Annotated in this window: 13 protein-coding genes; 9 read left to right on the top strand and 4 right to left on the bottom strand. The window is 61.1% G+C overall.

The features are described 5' to 3' along the window. Positions 1–238 precede the first annotated feature (238 nt). From MUN81_RS16020 to MUN81_RS15980, 9 genes are all read left to right on the top strand, one after another. Positions 239–2950 carry an alpha-L-rhamnosidase gene (locus tag MUN81_RS16020; RefSeq protein WP_245112098.1) on the top strand — a complete coding sequence of 904 codons (2712 nt, stop codon included), beginning with the start codon at positions 239–241 and terminating at the stop codon, positions 2948–2950. 321 nt (positions 2951–3271) lie between these two features. Then, positions 3272–4441 carry a glycoside hydrolase family 88 protein gene (locus tag MUN81_RS16015; protein WP_245112096.1) on the top strand — a complete coding sequence of 390 codons (1170 nt, stop codon included), beginning with the start codon at positions 3272–3274 and terminating at the stop codon, positions 4439–4441. 26 nt (positions 4442–4467) lie between these two features. Next, entirely contained in the window at positions 4468–5598 is a 1131-nt protein-coding gene (locus tag MUN81_RS16010; protein ID WP_245112094.1) for a sialidase family protein, read from the top strand. A gap of 195 nt (positions 5599–5793) precedes the next feature. After that, positions 5794–7188 carry an acetylxylan esterase gene (locus MUN81_RS16005; RefSeq protein ID WP_245112092.1) on the top strand — a complete coding sequence of 465 codons (1395 nt, stop codon included), beginning with the start codon at positions 5794–5796 and terminating at the stop codon, positions 7186–7188. A 144-nt stretch (positions 7189–7332) separates the two neighbouring features. Continuing rightward, positions 7333–9210 carry a right-handed parallel beta-helix repeat-containing protein gene (locus MUN81_RS16000; protein ID WP_245112090.1) on the top strand — a complete coding sequence of 626 codons (1878 nt, stop codon included), beginning with the start codon at positions 7333–7335 and terminating at the stop codon, positions 9208–9210. 179 nt (positions 9211–9389) lie between these two features. Continuing rightward, a complete protein-coding gene (locus MUN81_RS15995) occupies positions 9390–11537 on the top strand; it encodes an alpha-rhamnosidase (protein ID WP_245112089.1) in 2148 nt (715 codons plus the stop codon). Next, positions 11537–12274 (top strand): L-rhamnose mutarotase, encoded by a 738-nt coding sequence (locus tag MUN81_RS15990; protein WP_245112087.1) that lies wholly within the window; start codon positions 11537–11539, stop codon positions 12272–12274. The genes MUN81_RS15995 and MUN81_RS15990 overlap by 1 nt, the downstream gene beginning before the upstream one ends. 164 nt (positions 12275–12438) lie before the next feature. Continuing rightward, positions 12439–13509: a Gfo/Idh/MocA family oxidoreductase gene (locus tag MUN81_RS15985; RefSeq protein ID WP_245112085.1), complete on the top strand. Its 1071-nt coding sequence runs from the start codon at positions 12439–12441 to the stop codon at positions 13507–13509. Between the two features lie 154 nt (positions 13510–13663). Continuing rightward, positions 13664–15253 carry a sodium/solute symporter gene (locus tag MUN81_RS15980; protein WP_245112084.1) on the top strand — a complete coding sequence of 530 codons (1590 nt, stop codon included), beginning with the start codon at positions 13664–13666 and terminating at the stop codon, positions 15251–15253. Between the two features lie 28 nt (positions 15254–15281). Here the strand turns inward: MUN81_RS15980 and MUN81_RS15975 are convergent, their stop codons facing one another. The 4 genes from MUN81_RS15975 to MUN81_RS15960 form a co-directional block, all read right to left on the bottom strand. Beyond that, positions 15282–16580 (bottom strand): hypothetical protein, encoded by a 1299-nt coding sequence (locus tag MUN81_RS15975; protein WP_245112082.1) that lies wholly within the window; start codon positions 16578–16580, stop codon positions 15282–15284. After that, the gene (locus MUN81_RS15970; RefSeq protein WP_245112079.1) at positions 16496–17587 is read right to left on the bottom strand and encodes a DUF5703 domain-containing protein; all 1092 of its coding nucleotides are present in this window, start codon (positions 17585–17587) and stop codon (positions 16496–16498) included. The genes MUN81_RS15975 and MUN81_RS15970 overlap by 85 nt, the downstream gene beginning before the upstream one ends. 149 nt (positions 17588–17736) lie before the next feature. Continuing rightward, positions 17737–19173, bottom strand: a complete 1437-nt coding sequence (locus MUN81_RS15965; RefSeq protein WP_245112076.1) for a sialate O-acetylesterase — start codon at positions 19171–19173, stop codon at positions 17737–17739. 152 nt (positions 19174–19325) lie between these two features. Next, the gene (locus MUN81_RS15960) at positions 19326–21377 is read right to left on the bottom strand and encodes a glycoside hydrolase family 127 protein (RefSeq protein ID WP_245112074.1); all 2052 of its coding nucleotides are present in this window, start codon (positions 21375–21377) and stop codon (positions 19326–19328) included. Between the last annotated feature and the right edge of the window lie 6 nt (positions 21378–21383).

The raw sequence follows: 21383 nt of genomic DNA, 5'->3' as shown, positions 1-21383 counted from the left end.
TAAGCGTTTGTTGAGGGTCTTATCTGCCACCATGCACAAATTGACCAGATTCGTGCTAACATCCTAGAATAACGGGAAGCAAAAAAGTCCGAACTATGTGGGTGCCGAACTGCGCCCCGCGCACCCCCCAGCCGGCCCGGTGGCCGAGGCGCTTGCTCTACGTTGGGGCGGGCGCAGGGGGGAGGCTCTGACTATGACCGCCCGACTCCTGTTTCTTCTGCTTACTTGTTTGTCGCTCATGGCATTGGGGGCCGCGCCGCCCGCCGCTGTGCAGCTTCAGCGGCTGCGCTGCGAGCTGCTGACCAACCCCGAAGGCATCGACGCCACTGCCCCGCGCCTGAGCTGGGAGCTGCGCAGTGCCGCGCGCGGCCTCACCCAAACCGCCTACCAGGTGCTGGTGGCCTCGACCCCCGAGAAGCTGGCCGCTGACGAAGGCGACCTCTGGAACTCGGGCAAGGTGGCGTCGGGCCAATCGGTGCACGTGGCCTACGCCGGGGCGCCGCTCCGCAGCCGCGCCCGCTGCTACTGGAAGGTGCGCACCTGGACCGACCAGGGCGAAACCGCCTGGAGTCCGCCCGCCCGCTGGAGCATGGGCCTGCTCAACTACCTCGACTGGAAAGGCCGCTGGATTGGCCTGGACCGCGCCTTTCCCTGGGACGATGAATCGACCCACGCCCGGCTGTCGGCCCGCTATTTTCGCAAGGAGTTCAAGGCCGACAAGCCCGTGACGCAGGCCACCGCGTCCATCATCGGGCTGGGGCTGTACGAGCTGTACCTCAACGGCCAGCGCGTGGGCGACCAGGTGCTGGCGCCCGGCCCCACCGACTACACCCAGGGCGTGAAGTACAACACCTTCGACGTGACCGCGCTGCTGCGGCCCGGCGCCAACGCCCTCGGCACGGTGCTCGGCAACGGCCGCTTCTACGCCATGCGGCAGCACTACAAGCCCTACAAAATCAAGACCTTCGGCTACCCCAAGCTGCTGATGCAGCTCGACGTGACCTACGCCGATGGCAGCCACGAAGTTATCAAAACCGACGAAACCTGGCAGGCCACCGCCGACGGTCCCATCCGGGCCAACAACGAGTACGACGGCGAAGAATACGACGCCACCAAGGAAATGCCGGGCTGGGCCACCGCCGGCTTCGACGCCAAAAAGTGGCTCAAAGCCGAGCTGGTGCAGGAGCCCGGCGGCGCCTTCGAAGCCCAGATGAACGAGAACATGAAGGTGATGGAAACCCTGAAACCGGTGGCCCTCAAGCCGCTGGCGGGCGGCAAATTCGTCCTCGATATGGGCCAGAACATGGCGGGCTGGCTGCGGATGCGCGCCACCGGACCCAGGGGCCAGAAAATCACGCTGCGCTTTGCCGAGACGCTGCAAAAAACCGGCGAGCTGTACGTGGCCAACCTGCGCGATGCCCGCGTGACCGACGTGTACACGCTGCGCGGCGGCACCCGCGAAACCTGGGAGCCCACGTTTGTGTACCACGGCTTCCGCTACGTCGAAATCAGCGGCTACCCCGGCACGCCCACGCTGGCCGATTTTGACGGCCGCGTGGTGTACGACGACCTGGCGACGACGGGCGAGTTTACGACATCCAACGCCACCATTAACCAAGTGTATAAGAATGCCTACTGGGGCATTCGGAGCAACTACAAGGGCATGCCCATCGACTGCCCGCAGCGCAACGAGCGGCAGCCCTGGCTCGGCGACCGCACCACCGGCGCGTATGGCGAGAGCTTCGTGTTTGACAACTCGCGGCTGTACGCGAAGTGGCTCGACGACATTGCCCAGGCCCAAAAAGCCGACGGCAGCATCCCCGACGTGGCCCCCGCTTTCTGGCGTTACTACGGCGACAACGTGACCTGGCCCGGTACCTACCTCACCATCGCCGACATGCTGTACTCGCAGTACGGCGACGCCCAGCCCATCGCCAAGCACTACGACTCGATGCGTCGCTGGCTCGCCTACATGCGCGCCAACTACATGACGGACAATAATATCTTCACCAAGGACAAGTACGGCGACTGGTGCGTGCCGCCCGAGTCGGAGAAGCTCATCCACTCGCAAGACCCCGCCCGCAACACCAGCGGCGAGGTCATTGCCACCAGCACCTACTACCACCTGCTGACGCTGATGCAGCGCTTCGCCACCGTGCTCGGCAAGCCCGCCGATGCGCAGGAATACGCCGCCCTAGGTGCCAAAATCAAGGACGCGTTCAACCAGAAGTTCCTGAACGCCCAAAACCAGCAGTACGCTAACAACACCGTGACGGCCAACCTGCTACCCCTGGCCTACGGCATGACGCCGGACGCCGAGCGCGGCAAGGTGTTCCAGAATATTGCCGATAAAATATTGGTCGAAAACAAGGGCCACATCAGTACCGGCGTCATTGGCACGCAGTGGCTCATGCGGGGCCTCACCGCTGAGGGCCGGCCCGACATTGCCTACCGCCTGGCCACCAACCGCGACTACCCGAGCTGGGGCTACATGGCCGCCAACGGTGCCACCACCATCTGGGAGCTCTGGAACGGCAACACCGCCGACCCCGCCATGAACTCCCAAAACCACGTGATGCTGCTCGGCGATTTAATCATCTGGGATTATGAGAACTTGGCAGGCATCAAGTCGGTCGCACCTGGTTTTCAAGAGTTGGAAATGAAACCCGCGCTAATTGATGAGCTAACGTCGGTGCAGGCTTCTTATCAATCGGTGCGTGGGCTGGTGCGCAGTAGCTGGACGCGAGATGCGAAGCGCTTTACCTGGAACATCACGGTGCCGGGCAATTCTAAGGCGCTGGTGTACGTGCCGGCGAAGGATGCGAAGGACGTGACGGAAGGCGGCAAAAAGGCTTCTGGGGCGGCTGGGGTGAAGTTTTTGCGGATGGAAGGCGGTAGGGCGGTGTTTGAGGTTGGGTCGGGGGAGTATGCGTTTGTGGCGAAGCTGTGATGGGAGATTGTAACCAAAAGAGCGTCATGCTGAGCTTGTCGAAGCATCTCTACCGCTCCGTTCAACGGGGCGCCTCACCCCCCGGCCCCCTCTCCGAAAAGGAGAGGGGGAGCCTGACGACTGCCAGGCTAGTGCTAAGACTAAAAACTAGAGCTAGTTCCCTCTATCCTTTTCGGAGAGGGGGCTAGGGGGTGAGGCGCTACGGTCGGCGAGCTTCTTGCACTACCCTCACATGCTAATTGTTCAGACGTCCGCTTAATGAATCAAATACGAGCTATAACCAAGCAGAAAATAAAGGCCCTAGCCCTAGCCTCCGCGCTGTTGCTTGCCAGCGTCCCAGCCGCTCACGCCCAAACCCCAACGCCCACCACCGCACAAATCCCCAACACTGCCAAGTGGTCGGAACGCATGGCGCTGTCGGTGCTCAAGCGGAGCCCGTGGCTGCAAGACCCCAACCTAGGTGATTCTTGGGGCTACACCCAGGGGCTGCTGATGCATTCGCTGGAAGCCTTGGAGCACCAGAACCACGACTCGCGTCTGCGCACCGCCTTGCAGCAGTACGGCGACAAAATGGTGGATGCCCAGGGCGAGATTCACAACAAGGACTACAAGCCGCTGGACAACAGCCTCGACAACATCAACTCGGGCAAGCTCCTGTTCCAGCTCTACACCGATACCAAGCAGGAGAAGTATAAAATTGCCCTGCAAAAGCTGCACGCCGAGCTTCAGCAACAGCCCAAAACCAGCGACGGTGGCTACTGGCACAAGAAGAAATACCCCAGCCAGATGTGGCTCGATGGCGCCTACATGGCCAGCCCGTTCGTGGCCCAATACGCGGCTTTCTTCAAGGAGCCGGCCGGGTTCGATGAGGCCGCCAAGCAGCTGCTCTTGCTCGAAAAACACCTGCGCGACCCCAAAACCGGCCTGCTCTACCACGGCTGGGACGAGAAGCACGTGCAAGCCTGGGCCAACCCACAAACTGGCCAGTCGCCCAACTTCTGGGGCCGCGCCATCGGCTGGTACGGCATGGCGCTGGTCGATGTGCTCGACTACCTCCCCGCCAAGCACCCCGACCGCCCCAAACTGGTGCAGGTGCTCGACCAACTGGCTGTTGCCATCCAGAAATACCAGGACCCCGCCAGCGGCCTCTGGTACCAGGTGGTGGACAAGGGCGGCCAACCCGGCAACTACCTGGAGGCCTCGGCCTCGTGCATGTTCGTGTACACGCTGGCCAAGGGCGTGAACAAGGGCTACCTCAACAAAAAGTACCGCCCGGTGGCCCAAAAAGGCTTCGACGGCATTACATCTAAGCTCATCGAAGTAAAGCCCGACGGCGAGCTCAACCTGCTGCAAGTGTGCGAAGTAGCTGGCCTGGGTCCCGGCACCGAGCGCAACGGCTCCTATGAATACTACGTGGGCGAGCGCATCAAAATTAATGATTTGAAGGGGGTAGGGCCGTTCATCCTGGCCAGCCTCGAACTCAATAAATAGCGGCTTCGGCCATCCAACGTACCGCCATGAGAAACCCCATTTTGCTACTGGCCCTCGGGCTGCTTGCGCACGGCGCATCGGCCCAAACGCAGCCGTGGAAACAGGGCATCGTCACCGACGAATTTATCTTCGAAAAAGCGCCCTTCCCCGAGAGCCACGCCGCCACCATCGCCGAGACGCCCAAGGGCCTCGTGGCCGCTTGGTTTGGCGGCACCAAGGAGCGCAACCCCGACGTGGGCATCTGGGTGAGCCGCCAGGAAAACGGCCGCTGGACCGCCCCCGTGGAGGTGGCCAACGGCATCCAAAACGAAACCCTGCGCTACCCTACCTGGAACCCGGTGCTCTACCAGGCGCCCGGCGGCGAGCTGCTGCTGTTCTATAAAATTGGTCCGAAACCCTCGGAGTGGAAGGGCTGGCTGCGCACCTCCAAAGACAACGGTCTGACGTGGTCGGCGGCCCAGGCGCTGCCGGAAGGCTACATCGGGCCGGTGAAAAACAAGCCCGTGCTGCTCAAAAACGGCACCTTGCTTTCGCCCACCAGCACCGAGGGCAGCGGCGGCTGGCTGGTGCATTTTGAGGCCACGCAGGACTTCGGCAAGACCTGGACCCAGACCGCGCCCGTGCCCAACGGCGCGACCCAGGGTGCCATTCAGCCCAGCATCCTCACCTATAAGGACGGCCGCCTGCAAGCCCTCTGCCGCAGCCGCGACCGCGCCATTCTCGAAACGTGGTCGACGGACCAGGGCAAAACCTGGTCACCCCTCGCCAAAACCACCCTGCCCAACAACAACTCCGGCACCGACGCCGTGACCCTGAAAGACGGCCGCCAACTGCTGGTCTACAACCACGTGCTACCCCCCGGCACCCTCGCCAAAGGCCCCCGCACCCCACTCAACGTGGCCGTGTCGAAAGACGGGAAAGAGTGGTACGCGGTGGCCATTTTGGAAGACTCGCCCATCAGCCAGTACTCCTACCCGTCGGTGATTCAGACCAAGGACGGCCTGGTGCATTTCGTGTACACCTGGCGGCGCCAGCGCATCAAGCACGCCGTGCTCGACCCTAAAAAGATGAAGCTGGTGAAGATTGAAAACGGCGTGTGGCCGGCGATGAAGGGGTACACCGCGCCGGTGGGTGAGGCGGAGATTACGAAAGATTGAGCTTGGCTCGTTCAACGTGGCGCCTCACCCCCCGGCCCCCTCTCCGAAAAGGAGAGGGGGAGCCTGACGCCTACTAGGGGACTAAGGCTAAGACTAAAACTAGAGCTAGTTCCCCCTCTCCTTTTCGGAGAGGGGGCTAGGGGGTGAGGCGCCTACGTTAGCGCGGCACCCCTAACACCAACAGCATTCCCACCCATGTCCAGATTCTTCCGCCTGCTCTTAGGTTCGCTTTTCCTCACCACCGCTGCCCAGGCGCAGAACTCCGACGACCAGTACCGCGAGCCCTTGCAGCAGGTGCTGGAGGAGATTCAGCAGCGCTACGGGGTGAAAATCCGGCCCGACGCGGCGATGGTGAAGGACAAGTACGTGACTTACGCCGAATGGCGCTTTCGCCCTGACGTGGACGAGACCCTGCGCAGCGTGCTGGCCCCGTTCGATTACCAGGCGGCGAAAACCGGCGATAAAACCTATAAAATCAAGACCTTCCAGTACCACCTCAAAACGCCCGACGAAGGGGCGGCGCAACTGGCGCAACTGGCCAGCCAGTACCACGACGCGGCCACCTGGGAAAAGCGCAAAGCCGAGCTACGTAGTTGCATGTGGTCGGCGTTGCGGCTGTCGCCGATGCCAGCTAAGCCAAACAGCAAGCCTATTATCACCAACAAACGTCAATTCGACGGCTATACCGTGGAGAACGTGGCCATTGAAACGCTGCCGGGCTATTACATGACGGGCTCGCTCTACAAGCCCGCTAAGGCCAAGGGCAAAATCCCCATCATCATCAGCCCCGACGGGCATTTTGGCGACGGGCGCTACCGGGCCGATGCGCAATTGCGCTGCGCCACGCTGGCTCGTATGGGGGCGATGGTGTATAGCTACGACCTGTTTGCCTGGGGCGAGTCGCTGCTGCAATTCAAGGGCGAGGACCACCGCCGTAGTCTTGCTATGACGGTGCAGGCCCTGAACGGCGAGCGGGCGCTGGACTACCTGCTGTCGCTGAAAGACGCTGACAAAACCCGCGTGGCCATCACGGGCGGCTCGGGCGGTGGCAGCCAAACCATGCTGCTCACCGCCTTGGATGACAGAATCAAAGTGAGCGTGCCGGTGGTGATGCTTTCGACCTACCACAGCGGCGGTTGCCCTTGCGAAAGCGGCCAGCCCGTGCACCTCTGCGGCAACGGCACCAACAACGCCGAAATTGCCGCCATGGCCGCCCCCCGTCCTCAGCTCGCCATCACCGACGGCGGCGACTGGACCGCCCAGACACCCGAAGTCGCCTATCCCTATTTGCAAAAAATCTACGGCTACTACGGCCAATCCAGCTTCGTGCAAAACGTGCATCTGCCTAAGGAAGTCCACGACTACGGCCCATCCAAGCGGCAGGCGATGTACGAGTTTATGGCCAAAAACTTGAGCCTGAACCTGGCCGCAGCCGAGGATAAAACGGGTAAGCTGGATGAGTCGAAAGTGACAGTTGAGAAGGAGGAGGCGCAACGCGTTTTCGGGCCGAAAGGGGAGGGTCTGCCGGCAAATGCGTTGCACAGCTTCGAGGATTTGCAGGCAGTTTTCGCGAAGGCAGTGGCACCGTGATGTGGCGTGGACTCTGCGAGTTCGCGCAACGAGCGCAGCGAGTATCTCCGCCTGCGCCGGTTGATTTCAAACATAATTCAAGTGCAGCCGGCACTACTCGCTGCGCTCGTTACGCGGACTCGCAGAGTCCACGCCACATTCAGCATGACTCGAACGTTATTCATCGCCCTCAGCCTGTTCAGTGCCGCGCCCGCCTGCGCCGCCGACATCTGGGTAGCGCCCACCGGCTCCGACCGCAATCCGGGCACCCAGGCCCAGCCGCTGGCTACCCCAAACGCTGCCCTGCGCCATGCCCGCGACCTGCGCCGCCTGCACGATGCCTCAGCGGCCGATGGCGTGCACATCTGGCTGAAGGGCGGCGAGTACCGACTGACGGAACCGTGGTTTTTTCGCCCCGAAGACGCGGGCACGGCCGCCAGCCCCACGGTGGTAGCCGCCGCGCCCGGCGAACGGCCGGTGCTGAGCGGTGGCGTGCCGGTAACGGGCTGGCATAAATCAGCTGGTAAAATTGCCGGCCTGCCGGCTGCTGCGCAGGGCCAGGTATGGGTGGCTACCGCGCCGCTGCTGGCGGGCCGCGCCCTCAACTTTCGCCAGCTGTGGGTGAATGGCCGCAAAGGCACCCGCGCCCGCACCCCCAACAACGACAACCTACCCCGCCTGCTCACCTGGGACACTGACAAGCGCGAAACCACTATTCCGGCTGCTGCGCTGAACGGCTTGAAACAACCCGGCCAGCTGGAAATGGTGTTGCACCAAATGTGGGCCGTGAACGTGCTGCGCGTGAAAACCCTGACCGTGCAAGGCGACAAAGCCCGCGTGACGTTTCAGGAGCCCGAAAGCCGCATCCAGTTTGAGCACCCCTGGCCGCGGCCCATCATCAAAGGTAAAAACGGCAGCTCGGCCTTTTATCTGACCAACGCCATCGAACTGCTCGACCAGCCCGGCGAGTGGTTTTATGACGCGCCGCGCGGGCAGGTGTATTACTGGCCCCGCCTCGGCGAAAACCTGGCCACCGCCCAGGTGGTAGCGCCGGCCATGGAAACGGTGGTGCAGGTTGTCGGTACCCTCGACCAGCCGGTGAGCTACGTGCAGTTCAAAGGCCTGACGTTTGCCTACACCACTTGGCTGCGACCTTCGGAGCAGGGCCACGTGCCCTTGCAAGCGGGCATGTATTTGCTCGATGGCTATTCGCTGGCCAAGCCCGGCACGCCCGACAAAGCTGACCTCGAAAACCAGGCTTGGATTGGCCGCCCACCGGCGGGGATAACGGTACAGAATGCCCACCACACGCGCTTCGAGCGCTGCCAATTCATACATATGGGCGCCACTGCGCTGGATTATCAAAGCGGCACCCACGACGACGCCATCAGCGGCTGCACCGTGCGTGACGTGGCCGTGAATGGCATTCAAATGGGTAAGTTTTCCGACGAAAGCGTGGAAACCCACCTGCCCTACAACCCGAAAGACGAGCGCGAAATCTGCACCAATGAGCTGCTGGAAAATAACTTCGTCACTGACTGCGGCAACGAGGACTGGGGCGCGGTGGGCATTGCGGCGGGCTTCGTGCGGGGCGTCACCATCCGGCATAATGAAGTGGCGCAGGTGCCCTACACCGGCATCAGCCTGGGCTGGGGCTGGACCAAAACCGCCAACGCCATGCGCGACAACCGCGTGCAGGCCAACTACATTCACCACTACGCCCAGCATACCTACGATGTGGCCGGTGTGTACACGCTCTCGGCCCAGCCCGGCACGGTCATCACCGAAAACCGCGTCGATGAAATCGGCCGCGCGCCCTACGTGCATGACCCCGACCACTGGTTCTACCTCTACCTCGACGAAGGCTCGTCCAACATCACGGTGCAGGACAACTGGTGCCCGGCCGAGAAATTCCTGGCCAATGCCAACGGGCCGGGCAACGTGTGGAAGAATAACGGACCGATGGTGAGCGAGGCCATCAAGCAGGCAGCGGGGCTGGAGGCTGCCTTTCAGGATTTGCGGAAAGCCTCAGTCCAGAAATGAACGAGAAAAGAACGTCATGCAGAGCGCAGCGAAGCATCTCGCGTGCAGTGGTAATCAATATCGATTGCAACGAAGCGGGCGAGATGCTTCGCTACTCTCTGCATTACGACCAGACACCGAAAACATCAACCCACCTGATGATAAAACCATACCTGAAACGAGTTGCAACTGCATTGCTTTTGCTACTATCAGCTACCTGCGCTCAAGCCCAAGCCCAGACTGCCCCCAAAGCCACTTGGATTTGGTACCCCGGCGACTACGAAATCTGGCTGGGCAACCAGATGCAGAATCGGCGCACCGAGCGCGGTACGTTCTTCCCGGTGTTCTGGCGGATGGACAGCCACTACGTCCTCATCGACTTCCACAAAGACTTCGACCTCGCGCAGCCCGAAGAAGTGGAGCTGCGCGCCGAGGGCCAGTACAACGTGAAGCTCGATGGCAAGCCGCTGACTGGGGCGCCCACGCGCCTAACGGTGCCCGCCGGCAAGCACCGGATTAACCTCAAAGTCTACAACCAAGCCACGCCGCCCGCGGTGTTCGTGCATGGCAAGACTATCGCATCGGATGGCTCGTGGCTGGTGACCTACGAGGACAAAGAGTGGATTGATGCTTCGGGCAAAACCTCTGACCAATCGGGCACTACGTGGCTTCAGGCAGGCACTTGGAATTTTGATTCGCCCGAGGCGCGGCCCTCGGCCTATAAGCTGCCGACGGAGGTACGCCGGGCCGCCCGCGTGGAGCGCACGGCCCAGGGCATGGTAGTGGACTTTGGCCGCGAAACCTTCGGCTACGTGCGGTTGCACGGGCTGCAAGGCAAGGGCCAGGTGGCGGTGTACTTCGGCGAATCGAAGGAAGAGGCCCTAGCCACCGAAACCTGCGAAACGCTGGAATACCTGCCCGTAGACCAGCCGCAAAAAGGCGACCGCACCACCAGTCTATCGAAGGCCTTTCGCTACGTGAACATCCGGCCGGAGGCGGGCGTGCGCCTCGATTCGGTGTCGCTGCTGTATGAGTACGCGCCGGTGGCGGAGCGGGGTAAATTCCGCTGTTCCGATGCGCAGCTGAATAAAATCTGGGACGTGGCGGCCTACACCATGCACCTCAATACGCGGGAGTTTTTCATCGACGGCATCAAGCGCGACCGGTGGGTGTGGTCGGGCGACGCCTACCAGAGCTACCTGATGAACTACTACCTCTACTTCGACACGCCGACGGTGAACCGCACGCAGTTTGCCCTGCGCGGCAAAGACCCGGTGACCAGCCACATCAACACCATCATGGACTACAGTTTTTACTGGTTCATCAGCGTGTACGATGCTTACCAGTACACGGGAGATAAAGCGCAAGTGCAGCAGCTCTACCCCCGCATGCAAAGCCTGATGGACTACTGCCTCGGCCGCCGTAATAAGGACGGCCTGATGGAAGGTCTGGCCGGCGATTGGGTGTTCATCGACTGGGCCGACGGGTTGAGCAAAAAGGGCGAAGTGAGCTTCGAGCAGCTGCTCCTGTGTCGTAGTCTAGAGAGCATGGCCCTATGTGCCAAATTGGTCGACGACCAGGCCGGTGCGCAGAAATACCAGCAGTTGGCCACCGACCTCAAGGCCAAAATATTCGCTACCTACTGGAATGCCGGCAAGGGCGCCCTAGTCCACAGCCGCGTCAACGGCCAGCCCACCGACAACGTGACGCGCTACGCCAACATGTTTGCCATCTTCTTCGACTACCTCAGCCCCGAGCAGGAGCAGCAGGTGAAGAAATCGGTGCTGCTGAACCCGCAGGTGCCCAAAATCACCACGCCCTACATGCGCTTCTACGAACTGGAAGCTCTGTGCGCGATGGGCGAGCAGCCCTATGTGCTCAAGGAAATGAAGAGCTACTGGGGCGGTATGCTGAACGAAGGCGCCACTTCGTTTTGGGAAGAATACGACCCCACTAAGAAGGGCACCGAGCACCTAGCTATGTACGGCCGGCCCTTCGGCAAGAGCCTGTGCCACGCCTGGGGCGCCAGCCCGATTTACCTGCTCGGCAAGTACTACCTCGGCGTGAAACCCCTCACGCCCGGCTACGCCACCTACGAAATCGTGCCCAACCTCGGTGGCTTGCAGTGGATGGAAGGCACCGTGCCCACGCCGCAGGGCGACATTGCCGTGCGGGCTACGCCAAAGGAGCTGAAGGTGAAAGGCGCCGTGGGCACCGGCACGCTGCGCTTTGCTAGCAAGTCAAAACCGAGCTGCAAAGGCGGCAAAATTGTGGCGAAAGGCAGCGGTCAATACGAGCTGACGCTGGAAAAAGGCCGGGAGTACGTGGTGACTTATCAAGCCTTGTAATGGAACGTCCTTTGCGTACCTCTGCGCTCCTCTGCGGGAACCGTCGCCTGCGCGGCTTGCTGCTGTTGCTGCTGTTCCCGCAGTTAGTCCAGGCGCAAGCCGGCGAAAAGATGTCGGCGGTAGAAATCATCGGTCCCGGCAAAACGCCGGTTCCATCCGGCAACTTGGTGGCGCTGTGCCGCAAATACCAGGTGTCAACTGCCGGCCTGTACCGCTGGCAAAACCACCTCGTTGCCTACGGCAAAACCGCCAGCATCCAAGCGCTGCAAAAGAATCTGGCCGCTATTTATGCCGGCAATGAAGTAAAATTCTACGCCGCTCCCTTCTACAAATTCGACCGGCATTATTGCTCGGATAAAACCATTGCCAAACAGTGGGATAATATCATTCTCACGGCTAATCTGGTCAAGGACCCCGTCAAGCGGAAGGAGTACCTGAGCTACCACGCCACCCAGTTTCAGAAGTGGCCAGAAGTGGCACAGGGTTTCTGCAATGCCAGCTTTCAGCAGCTGCTGGTGTTCCGGCAGGGCCGGCAGCTGATGCTGGTTATTAGCATTCCGAAGGGCGCCAGCCTTGATGAGCTGAATCCCAAAACCTCGCTGAACAACCCGCGCGTGGACGAATGGAACAAGCTGATGAAGCAGTACCAGGAAGGCCTGCCCGGCACCAAGCCGGGTGAGACGTGGGTGTTCCTGAAACCGGTGGCTCAGAAGCAACAGGTGCTAATCCAAAGATAGACTAAGCCAAAAAGAGATAGACTAAGCCAAAAAGAACGTCATGCTGAGCGCAGTCGAAGCATCTCTACTGCTCAAGTAATCAATACCGTCGCAACGAAGCGGTAGAGATGCTTCGACTGCGCTCAGCATGACAGTAATAATTCAACACGCATAATCAAACCCACATGCTCACCTTAGGAATCCTGGGCCTCGGTGAAGGCCGCAGCACCATGTCGGCCGCCCTGAACAGCCCGAAATGGACGCTCAAAACCATCTGCGACCGCAACGAAGACCTGTGCCGGCACCGCGCCGAAGAATTTAACTTTCATCATTACACCACGCAGTACCAGGACCTGCTCGATGACCCGGAAATCGACGCCGTGGCCATCTACACGCCTGACCACATGCACGCCGAACACGTAGCCCAGGCGTTGCGAGCCGGCAAGCACGTGGTGTGCACCAAGCCGTTCATTGATGACCTAGCCAAAGCCAACGAGCTACTGGAGCTGAGCCGCACTTCGGGCAAAAAGCTATTCGTCGGCCAAAGCTCGCGGTTTTTCGAGCCCATGAAGCGGCAGCGGGCCGACTTCGAGGCGGGCCTCATCGGTGAGCTCATCACCATCGAAGCCTACTACCACGCCGACCACCGCTGGTTTCTGGAAAAAGGCTGGTCCCTGGAAAATGCTTTCAAATGGCTATACGGCGGCCTCAGCCACCCGGTGGATTTTATTCGCTGGTACCTGCCCAACATCGAGGAGGTGATGGGCTACGGTATGCTGAGCAGCAACGGCGCCAAGGGCGGCCTGAAGCACCAGGATACCATGCACTTCATCTTCAAAAGCACTGATGGCCGCGTGGCCCGCGTGAGCGGCTGCTATACCGGCCCGGTGCAGCCCGTGACGCGCGACTCGGAGATGAGCTGCATCCTGCGCGGCACCGAGGGCGCCAGCCAGGGCGACTACATGGACCTGCGCTACGCCATCACCGACCGCACCGGCGAGGAGTGCCTCATTACCTGGGAGCACAAGCTCAAGCACTACTTCCGCTTCGAGGGCAAGAGCCACCACGCCGGCGAATACCAGAACTACCTGGAGTATTTCGCCGATTCCATCGAGCAGGATTTCACCGCGTATCCTGATTTGAAAGAGGGAATTGGAACCATCGCACTACTGCAGGCCATGGACCGCTCGCTGAGCACCGGCCAGCCGGTGAAAGTGCAGGCGCTGCTGGCGGAGCATGGCGTTGTGCTCGATTAAAGCGGCGAAAAAGGCCGTCATGCTGAGCGCAGTCGAAGCATCTCTACCGCGAAATGCATCCCAACGGATAGAATTACTGCGGCGGTAGAGATGCTTCGACTGCGCTCAGCATGACGGTTTTCCTCCAAATCCCACCCAAAACCACCATCCATTCATGGGCAACAACCTACTCGGCCACCTCACCACCTGGGACCACGCCATCGTCGTGGCCTACGTCGTTATCCTCGTGATTATTGGCTTCCGAGCCAGCGCGTCGCAGCGCGAGACACCCGACGAATCCATCTTTCTGGCCAATAAGTCGTTGGGGTGGGCTAGCATCGGGTTCAACATGTGGGGCACCAACGTGGGGCCGTCGATGCTGCTGGCTTTTGCCAGCATCGGGTACAGCACGGGCATCGTGGCGGTGAATTTTGAGTGGTACGCCTTCGTGTTTTTGTTTCTGTTGGCGGTGGTGTTTGCGCCGCGCTACCTGGCGGCCAACGTGAGCACCATGCCGGGCTTCATGGGCCGGCAGTATGGCGACTCCACGCAGAATATTCTGGCTTGGTATGCCCTGATTAAAATCCTGATTTCGTGGCTGTCGCTGGGCTTGTTTGCGGGCGGCTTCCTGGTGCGCCAGATTCTCGGGATTCCCATGTGGCAGTCGGTGATTGTGCTGGTGCTGTTCGCGGGGTTTTTTGCCTTCGTAGGCGGGCTCAAGGCCATTGCCAAGGTCAACGTTTTTCAGATGATTTTGCTGATTGCCGTGTCGCTCACGCTCACGGTTATCGGGGTGCTGAAAGTGGGTGGTTTAAGCAAAGTATACCACAGCGTGCCCGGCAATTATTGGAACCTGCTGCATCCTGATTCCGACCCCAAATACCCGTGGTACGCCATTCTGCTGGGCTACCCGGTGTCGGCGGTGGCGTTTTTCTGCACCGACCAGGCCATGGTGCAATCGGTGCTCGGGGCCCGCAACCTGGAGCAGGGCCAGCTGGGCGTGAACTTCATTGGCTGGCTCAAAATCCTGTCGCTGCCTCTGTTCATCGGCACCGGTATACTGTGCTACATCTTATTCCCCAATCTCAAAGACCCCAGCGAGGCCTACATGACGATGGTCACCAGCCTGTTTCCGGCCGGTATGAAGGGCCTGGTCATTGTGGTACTCATTGCGGTGCTGGTGGGCACCATCAGCTCCTCGCTCAACTCGCTGAGCACGGTTTTCACGATGGACGTGTACGCCCGCAACATTAACCCCAACGCCAGCAACCCGCAAATCAAGGCCGTGGGAAGGCTTACCATTCTGGTTGGGTGCGGCTTTGCGGTGCTGGTGGCGCTGGCCATCGACAGCGTAAAGGGCCTGAATCTGTTCGATATTTTCCAGGCGGTGCTGGGTTTCATCGCGCCGCCGCTGGCCGTGGTATTCCTACTATCGGTGTTTTGGAAGCGCACTACCCAGCGCGCGGTGAACGGGATTTTGTCGCTCGGTTCGGCGTTTAGCCTAGGCGTGGGCGTGGTGTATTTGTGGGTGCTGCCTTCGGCGAAATACAGCTTCTGGCCGCACTACCTGATGCTGTCGTTTCTCATTTTTGCCGTGTTGTTTATCGCCGCAGTAATGCTTTCACTGACGGACCCAGCCGGCCAGGCGCGGCGGCAGGCCGTGGACTACGGCGTGCTGGCCCAGCCCACGCGGCGCGTGCGGCTGCTCTGGGCCGCCCTGGCCGCGGTGATGGTCGGATTGTATGTGGTGTTCAACGGACACTAAGGTGTAGCGTGGACTCGCAGAGTCCACGCTACATTACCTTCACATCGGCCCGCCGCGATTCAGGAGATACTTTCAACTCCTGAATTTTTCCATCTTTCAGAACAGCTTCCACCGTCGTCTGGTACGGCGCGTGCAGCTTGAAGTGCACGTCCCAACTCTTGGGCCATGCGGGCAGCAGGATGATTTTGCGGCCATCCGTTTGCAGCAGCATCTCCTGCAAGCCTATCATGCCCGAGCCACCCCAGTTGTGGTCGGGCGCCCAGTCGTAGCCCGGTCCCCAAAAGGCGGGGAAGCGGCGGCCGGAGTCCTGCAATTTTTTTACGGTAAGCTCGGCGGCCTCGTCGGTGAGGCCGAGGCGGGCGGCGAAGATGTTGTGCTGCTTCCAGCCCACGTGACTGCGGAATTTCTGCACGTCCGCGTCGTACAGGTAAGTGTTGCGGGCCGTGTCGAGGCCGGCTTTGCCCACGCCATACAAGCCCCACGGAAACACCGGGTAGAGCTGCGGGCTCTCGGTGTTGTTGATGCGCTCCCAGCTTTTGGCGGGCGCAATGGTAGGGTAGCCCCGGCTCTCGCGGAAGCTAATAGCCGGGATGCGTCCCAGCATGGCCGTCCATTTCAGCCGCTGCTCCGGTGTACCGTAGCCGGGCGCTGGCAGCGCCAGAAGGCGCGTGAGCACGGTGCGCAGGCCGGTAGTGGTAGCAGTCGAGTTGTAGGCCATTTTGTACGTCTCGGCTCCCGAACCGGGGTAGAGCACCAGGTGGCCCGCGCCGTCGAGGGCCTTGGCGCCGCGCTGCCGGGCCAGGTACTGGTAGTGCTCGTCGAAGAAGGTGAGGCAGCTTTCCACGAAGGGCAAGTAGGCGGCCACGTCGCGGCCGGCGTAGCGCTCGGTTTCCAGCATCATCAGGCAGAACTCCAGCACGGTGTCCCACTCATATTCCAGCCAGGCGTTGTATTCCAGACCTTTGTCAAACTCAGCGGGGCGCTTCCAGTTGTACTCGGCGGGATTGGGCAGGCCGAAGTTCTCGAGCTGCTCGGTGAAGCAGGCGCCGCCGTGGTGCCAGTAGGTTTGGCTGCGCAATTCGGCGTTTTTGAGCAGGCGCAGGTAAAAATCGAACTGCGGTTTCATTAGCTCCGCGTCGCCGCTTTTCAGCAGGGGCCAGTACACCAGGCGCTGATTTTGGGCGGTGTGGGTGCCGCCGCCCCAGTTGCGAAAATCGGGCGTAAACTTCATGGTAGAATCCGTCAGCACCGGGTCGTAGGTGAAGAGGCCGCCGTTGAACTTGGTGGGCCACTGGCCGAAGGCATTGCAGCCCAGCATGTAGCGCATGAGCTGGTAGTTGCGGCCGGCCTGCCACTCGGGGCATTGGTGGCGGCTTGGTTCGGCTGAATGTGGATGTAGCTGCGCTGCCAGTAGTCGCGCCACCAGGCCAGGGTGCGCTGGCGGGCGGCCTTGGGATTTTGCCTGGCGGCAGCCAGCGTCTGCTGCAACCCCTGCTGCCACTGCGGCGCGGTAGGCACTGTGGCCGTGTGCAGCGCCACCACCAGCGAATGCGTGCGGGCCGGGGCCTGGCTCCGCAGCTTCCAGCCGTGGTAGGGGGTGTTGAGGTACTGGCCGCGGGTAGTGCCGGCCGGGCGCATATTGGGGCCCTGCATCGCGCCACCAAAAACCAGCTGGTGGAGTGGGTTGTAAAGCTGGGCTTTCACCGCAGCCAGCCCTTGCTGCTGAACCGTCACATCGAATACCGTTTGGGCCCGGTTCTGGTGGAAAAACTCGATGTCTTGATTGCGGAACCCGATGCTGTCGTGCCGGGTGCTGACGTCGCCCTGCGGCGCCCATTTGTAGGAGTTCTGGTTGTTTTCCTTGCCCTTGGTGCGACGGTCGGCAAAGCGCCAGCTCTCATAGGTGGCTTCGGCACTCAGCCGGGCATTGCTGCTGATTTCGACATGCACGACGGGCCTATGCACCTCGACCCACACATGCACCTGGGCCGTGGTTTGGCCCGCTTTGCCGGTGAGCGTCACGTCGCCGGTTTGCAGGGCTAATTCCTGTTTGAAAGTGCCCTGGTCGAAGGGGTTGGGCGTGAGGTGCAGGCGCACGCGGCCCAGCTTCAGCAGCGAGTTATTCTCATCAAAGGTGCCGCTGCGGGCGATATAAAACAGCACGTCGCCGTTTTCGGCCCACACGTTCAGGCCGATGTCGCCGCCGCCGCAGGGCATCGATTCGCCCGCGTTTTTGCTGGGGCTGGTCCAGGTGATGTTGTTGGTGGCGAGTTCGGGGCTTTGGGCGTGGGAGATAAGCGGAAGCAGCGAAAACAGCAGAAATACATGCCGCATCAGCAGCATAAGGAATACCCGGCCGTCATGCAGAGCGCAGCGAAGCATCTCGCGTGCCGTCACTAATTCTTTCCTTGCGATTGAGTTACTACCACAAGCGAGATGCTTCGCTGCGCTCTGCATGACAGTCAAAGTATTATTTTCTGCCCTCATTGCGCCCAATCATCCGTGCGGAACGACGACACTGGCAGGCCTTCGTTGCTGAACAGCGTGGCCTTGGTGAAGTCCTGAAACGCGTAGCGCACCGCCACCGGCGCCTTCACTGCCTCGGCCGAAACGGTGATGCTGCTGCCGCTGATGCTGGCTTTGGCCGGGTACCATTTCTGGTCGGCGCCGGCTATTTCGAAGCCGGTCAATTCCTGCCCGAAGGTGGTCATGCCCATCGGCGAATTCTTGAAGCGCACGGTGGCCGTGTTGTCTTTCACCGTCAACGATTCGTAGCTCGGGCTGAGGGCGCCGAAGCCTTTCAGGCCGTAGGTTTGGGCCAGGGCCAGCAACGCCAGGCGCGTGCCGCCGGGCTCCTTGCGCATGGGGTGGATGCTGGTTTCCTCGCCCACGTCAAGCAAGACAGCCATACCGGTGTTGGGCACCTGGTCCTGCAGCTTGCGCTGGGTGTCGCGAATGAAGGCCGAGTTGTATTTGCCGCCCTTGTTTTTGGAGGTGCGGGTGTAGTCGAAGGGCGCAATCTGGGCGTAGTAGAACGGGAAGTCGCCCATGCCCCACTTGGTGCGCCACTGCTTCACCATGGCGGCGAACAGCTGTGCGTACTCGTCGGGCCGGTCGTAGTTCGACTCACCCTGGTACCAGATGGCGCCCTTGATGCCGTAGCCCTCAATGGGGTGCAGCATGCCGTTGTAGAGCGTGGTAGCCGTGCGGCTCACCAGCTTGATGGTGTCGCCCTTGGCCGGAATCTTCACGCCGGCAAACTGCCGCAGGTTCTCCGCGTCCATCCAGGCCTCGATGAAGGAGCCGCTGTAGCTGCAGTGCAGCAGGCCCACCGGCACCCGCAGTTGCTCCTGCAACAGCCGCCCGAAGTAGTAGGCCGTGGCGCTGAAGTTGCCCACGGCCTCGGGCTCGGACAAGCGCCAGGGCGAGGGCTTGCTGTTTTCCTGCGGCTCGGTTACCGAGGAGCGGGGCACGGTGTAGAGGCGCAGCTGTTCGTTTTTGGAATGAATAATTGCCTCATTCGAGCCCAGCACAGGCTGGCCTTTGAAGCCCTTCATCGGCATTTCCATGTTCGACTGCCCGCCGCAGAGCCACACTTCGCCCACCAGCACGTTTTTGAGCTGCACGGCCGGGCCGTCGCCGCTGATGCTCAGCGTGTAGGGGGTATAGCTCGCGGCCGGCGTTTTTACTTTCAGCCGCCACTTGCCGGCCGCGTCGACTTGGGCCGTGTATTTCTGCTTGCTCCATGAAGGACTGACGGTGATGGTGTTGCCGGCCTTGGCCCAGCCCCACACAGCGCAGTCGGCCTGCTGCTGCATCACCATGTTGTCGGTGAACAGCGAGGCCAGGCGGAGCTGGGCGTGGGTGAACAGCGGGAGAAATAGCGTGAGGCAAAAGAGAAAAAGAGGCTTGAGCTTCATAAGTAACATCAGGTAAAAGTTTCCTGTCATGCAGCGCGCAGCGAAGCATCTCGTGTGCAGCAGTAACTTAATCAGTATAATTAGTGGTGGCGAGCAAGATGCTTCGCTGCGCGCTGCATGACGGCAATAAGCTGTTGATTATAAACTGATTTCTAACGACTCACCGGAATCCATACCTCCATATCGGCGTGGCCGCGGTTGCCCCAGGCGTAGTAGGGGATGAGCGTGACCGGGACCGTGGTGGGCTTTTCGGCGGGCAGCTTGCGGTAGAGCTGCGAGCCCCACTGCGCTGCTTCGGGCATGAGCGTGGCCTGGCCGGTAAGGAATACAACGTCGCTGTTTTCCACCTGTTTGTGCTGCGGCGTGAAGCTGGTGCCAGCGGGAATGACGAGGCCCGAAAGCTTCTGGCCGGCCGTAAGGTCCTTGTTCTCGAGGCAGTACACGATGGGGCCGCGCTTCACGGCTACCTGGTTGCGGGTTTCCTCCACCAAAGGGTTGGCTTCCACCAGTTGGGCGGGCATGGGCAGGCTCAGCTCCACCCGGTCACCGGCTTTCCACTGGCGGTTGATTTCGGCGTAGCTGCCGGGCGTGAGGGTGGCCGCCACGGGCTTGCCGTTGACGAGCACCGTGGCGCCTTCGCACCAGCCCGGCACCCGCAAAAACACCGAAAATGCCTTCTTGGGCGCTTGGTCCAGGGTGAGCTTCACGGCGCCGTCCCAGGGGTAATTCGTTTCCTGGCGCAGCTTCAGCGGCGCGCCGTTCTTCAGCTTGGTGTTCAGCGTGCTGCCACCGTAGAGGTTCACCCACAGGCCTTTGTCGGAAGTGCTGTACACGTAGTTGTTCACCTCGGCAATGGTGCGCACCACGTTGGGCGGGCAGCAGTTGGAGAGGCTGATGTAGTCGACCCGGTCCTTGGACCAGCGCTGGTGGAAGGGCAGCGCGTCGGAATACGCCAGCGGGTTGGTGTAGAGAAAGCGCTGGCCATCGAGGCTGATGCCGGAGAGCACGCTGTTGTAGAGGGCGGTTTCCAGCACGTCGGCGTACTTGGCGTCGCCGGTTACCTGGAGCATGCGCCAGTTCCAGAGCACGTTGCCGATGTTGGCGCAGGTTTCGCCGTGGGCCGTGAAGTTGGGCAATTGGTAGTCGCGGCCGTAAGCCTGGTGGATTTTCTGCACCGTGTCGGGCTTGTAGGCCGTGCCGTCGGGCGACACGCCGTCGTAGAGCGCCCCGCAGGCCCCGGTCACGTACATTTTGTGCTGCGTCACGTCGTCCCACATTTTGTTGAGGGTCGTGAGCAGGGTCGCGTCGCCGGTTTCGGCGTACACGTCGGCCGCGCCGGCAAAGAGGTAATTGGCCCGCACGGCGTGGCCGCCCGCCTTCTGCATCTGGCGGAACGGAATGCGGTCCTGGTTGTCATCGGTGCCGATGTCGGCGGCCAGCCCGCGGATGTCAATCAGGCTTTTGGCCAGCTCCAGGTAGCGCGGGTCGCGGGTGGTGCGGTACATCTCCACCACGCCCATGTAGTGCGCCGGACAGATGGCGTTGCGCGCCAGCTCGGGCGAGGCCGTTTTGTAGAAGTTATACAGGTAATCCGTGGCTTTCTTCGCGGCATTCAGCAGCGTGGTCTTGCCCGTGGCGCGGTAGTGCACGCAGCCGGCCGTCATCAGGTGGCCCAGGTTGTAGGTCTCGAAATTCAGCCGGTTTTTGAAGGCGGCCTTCTGGCTCGGGTTGTTCAGCTCCGCAATGGTGCTCTGAGTGCTGATGTAGCCATCGGGCCGCTGCACTTTCACAATCAAAGCAATGGCTTCGTCGAGCTGCTGGTCGAGCTTGGGGTCGTGCGTCACCGCGTAAGAGGCCGACAGCGCCTCCAACAGCTTAAAGAAGTCGCCGTCGTGGAAGGGCGGGCCCTTGTGCTCGCCTTTCTCCAGCCCGGCGGCAATCTCGAAGTTCTTGTAAGCATGGTTGCGGTCGGAGTGGTAGAGCGCCCACATGGTCGGAATCATCGACTTCTGGCACACGTCAAAGCGCTCGGCCCAGAAGCCGTTGGTCCACTGCACGCTGCCCATGTCCACGCTGCTGAGCTTGGCGTGGGTGCTGGTCGACGTGTTTACGAGGGCCTTTTGCTGGGCTTGCGCGGGCACAGCTGCCAGGGCCAGCACGAGCCCAAGAAGGCCCAGGCGAATTACAGAATTTGACACGTTCATAACGGA

The sequence above is a fragment of the Hymenobacter sp. 5317J-9 genome, from assembly GCF_022921075.1.
GTDB lineage: Bacteria > Bacteroidota > Bacteroidia > Cytophagales > Hymenobacteraceae > Hymenobacter.
The sequence above is the reverse complement of the archived record's forward strand: the minus strand, read 5'-3'. Positions and strand labels throughout refer to the sequence as shown.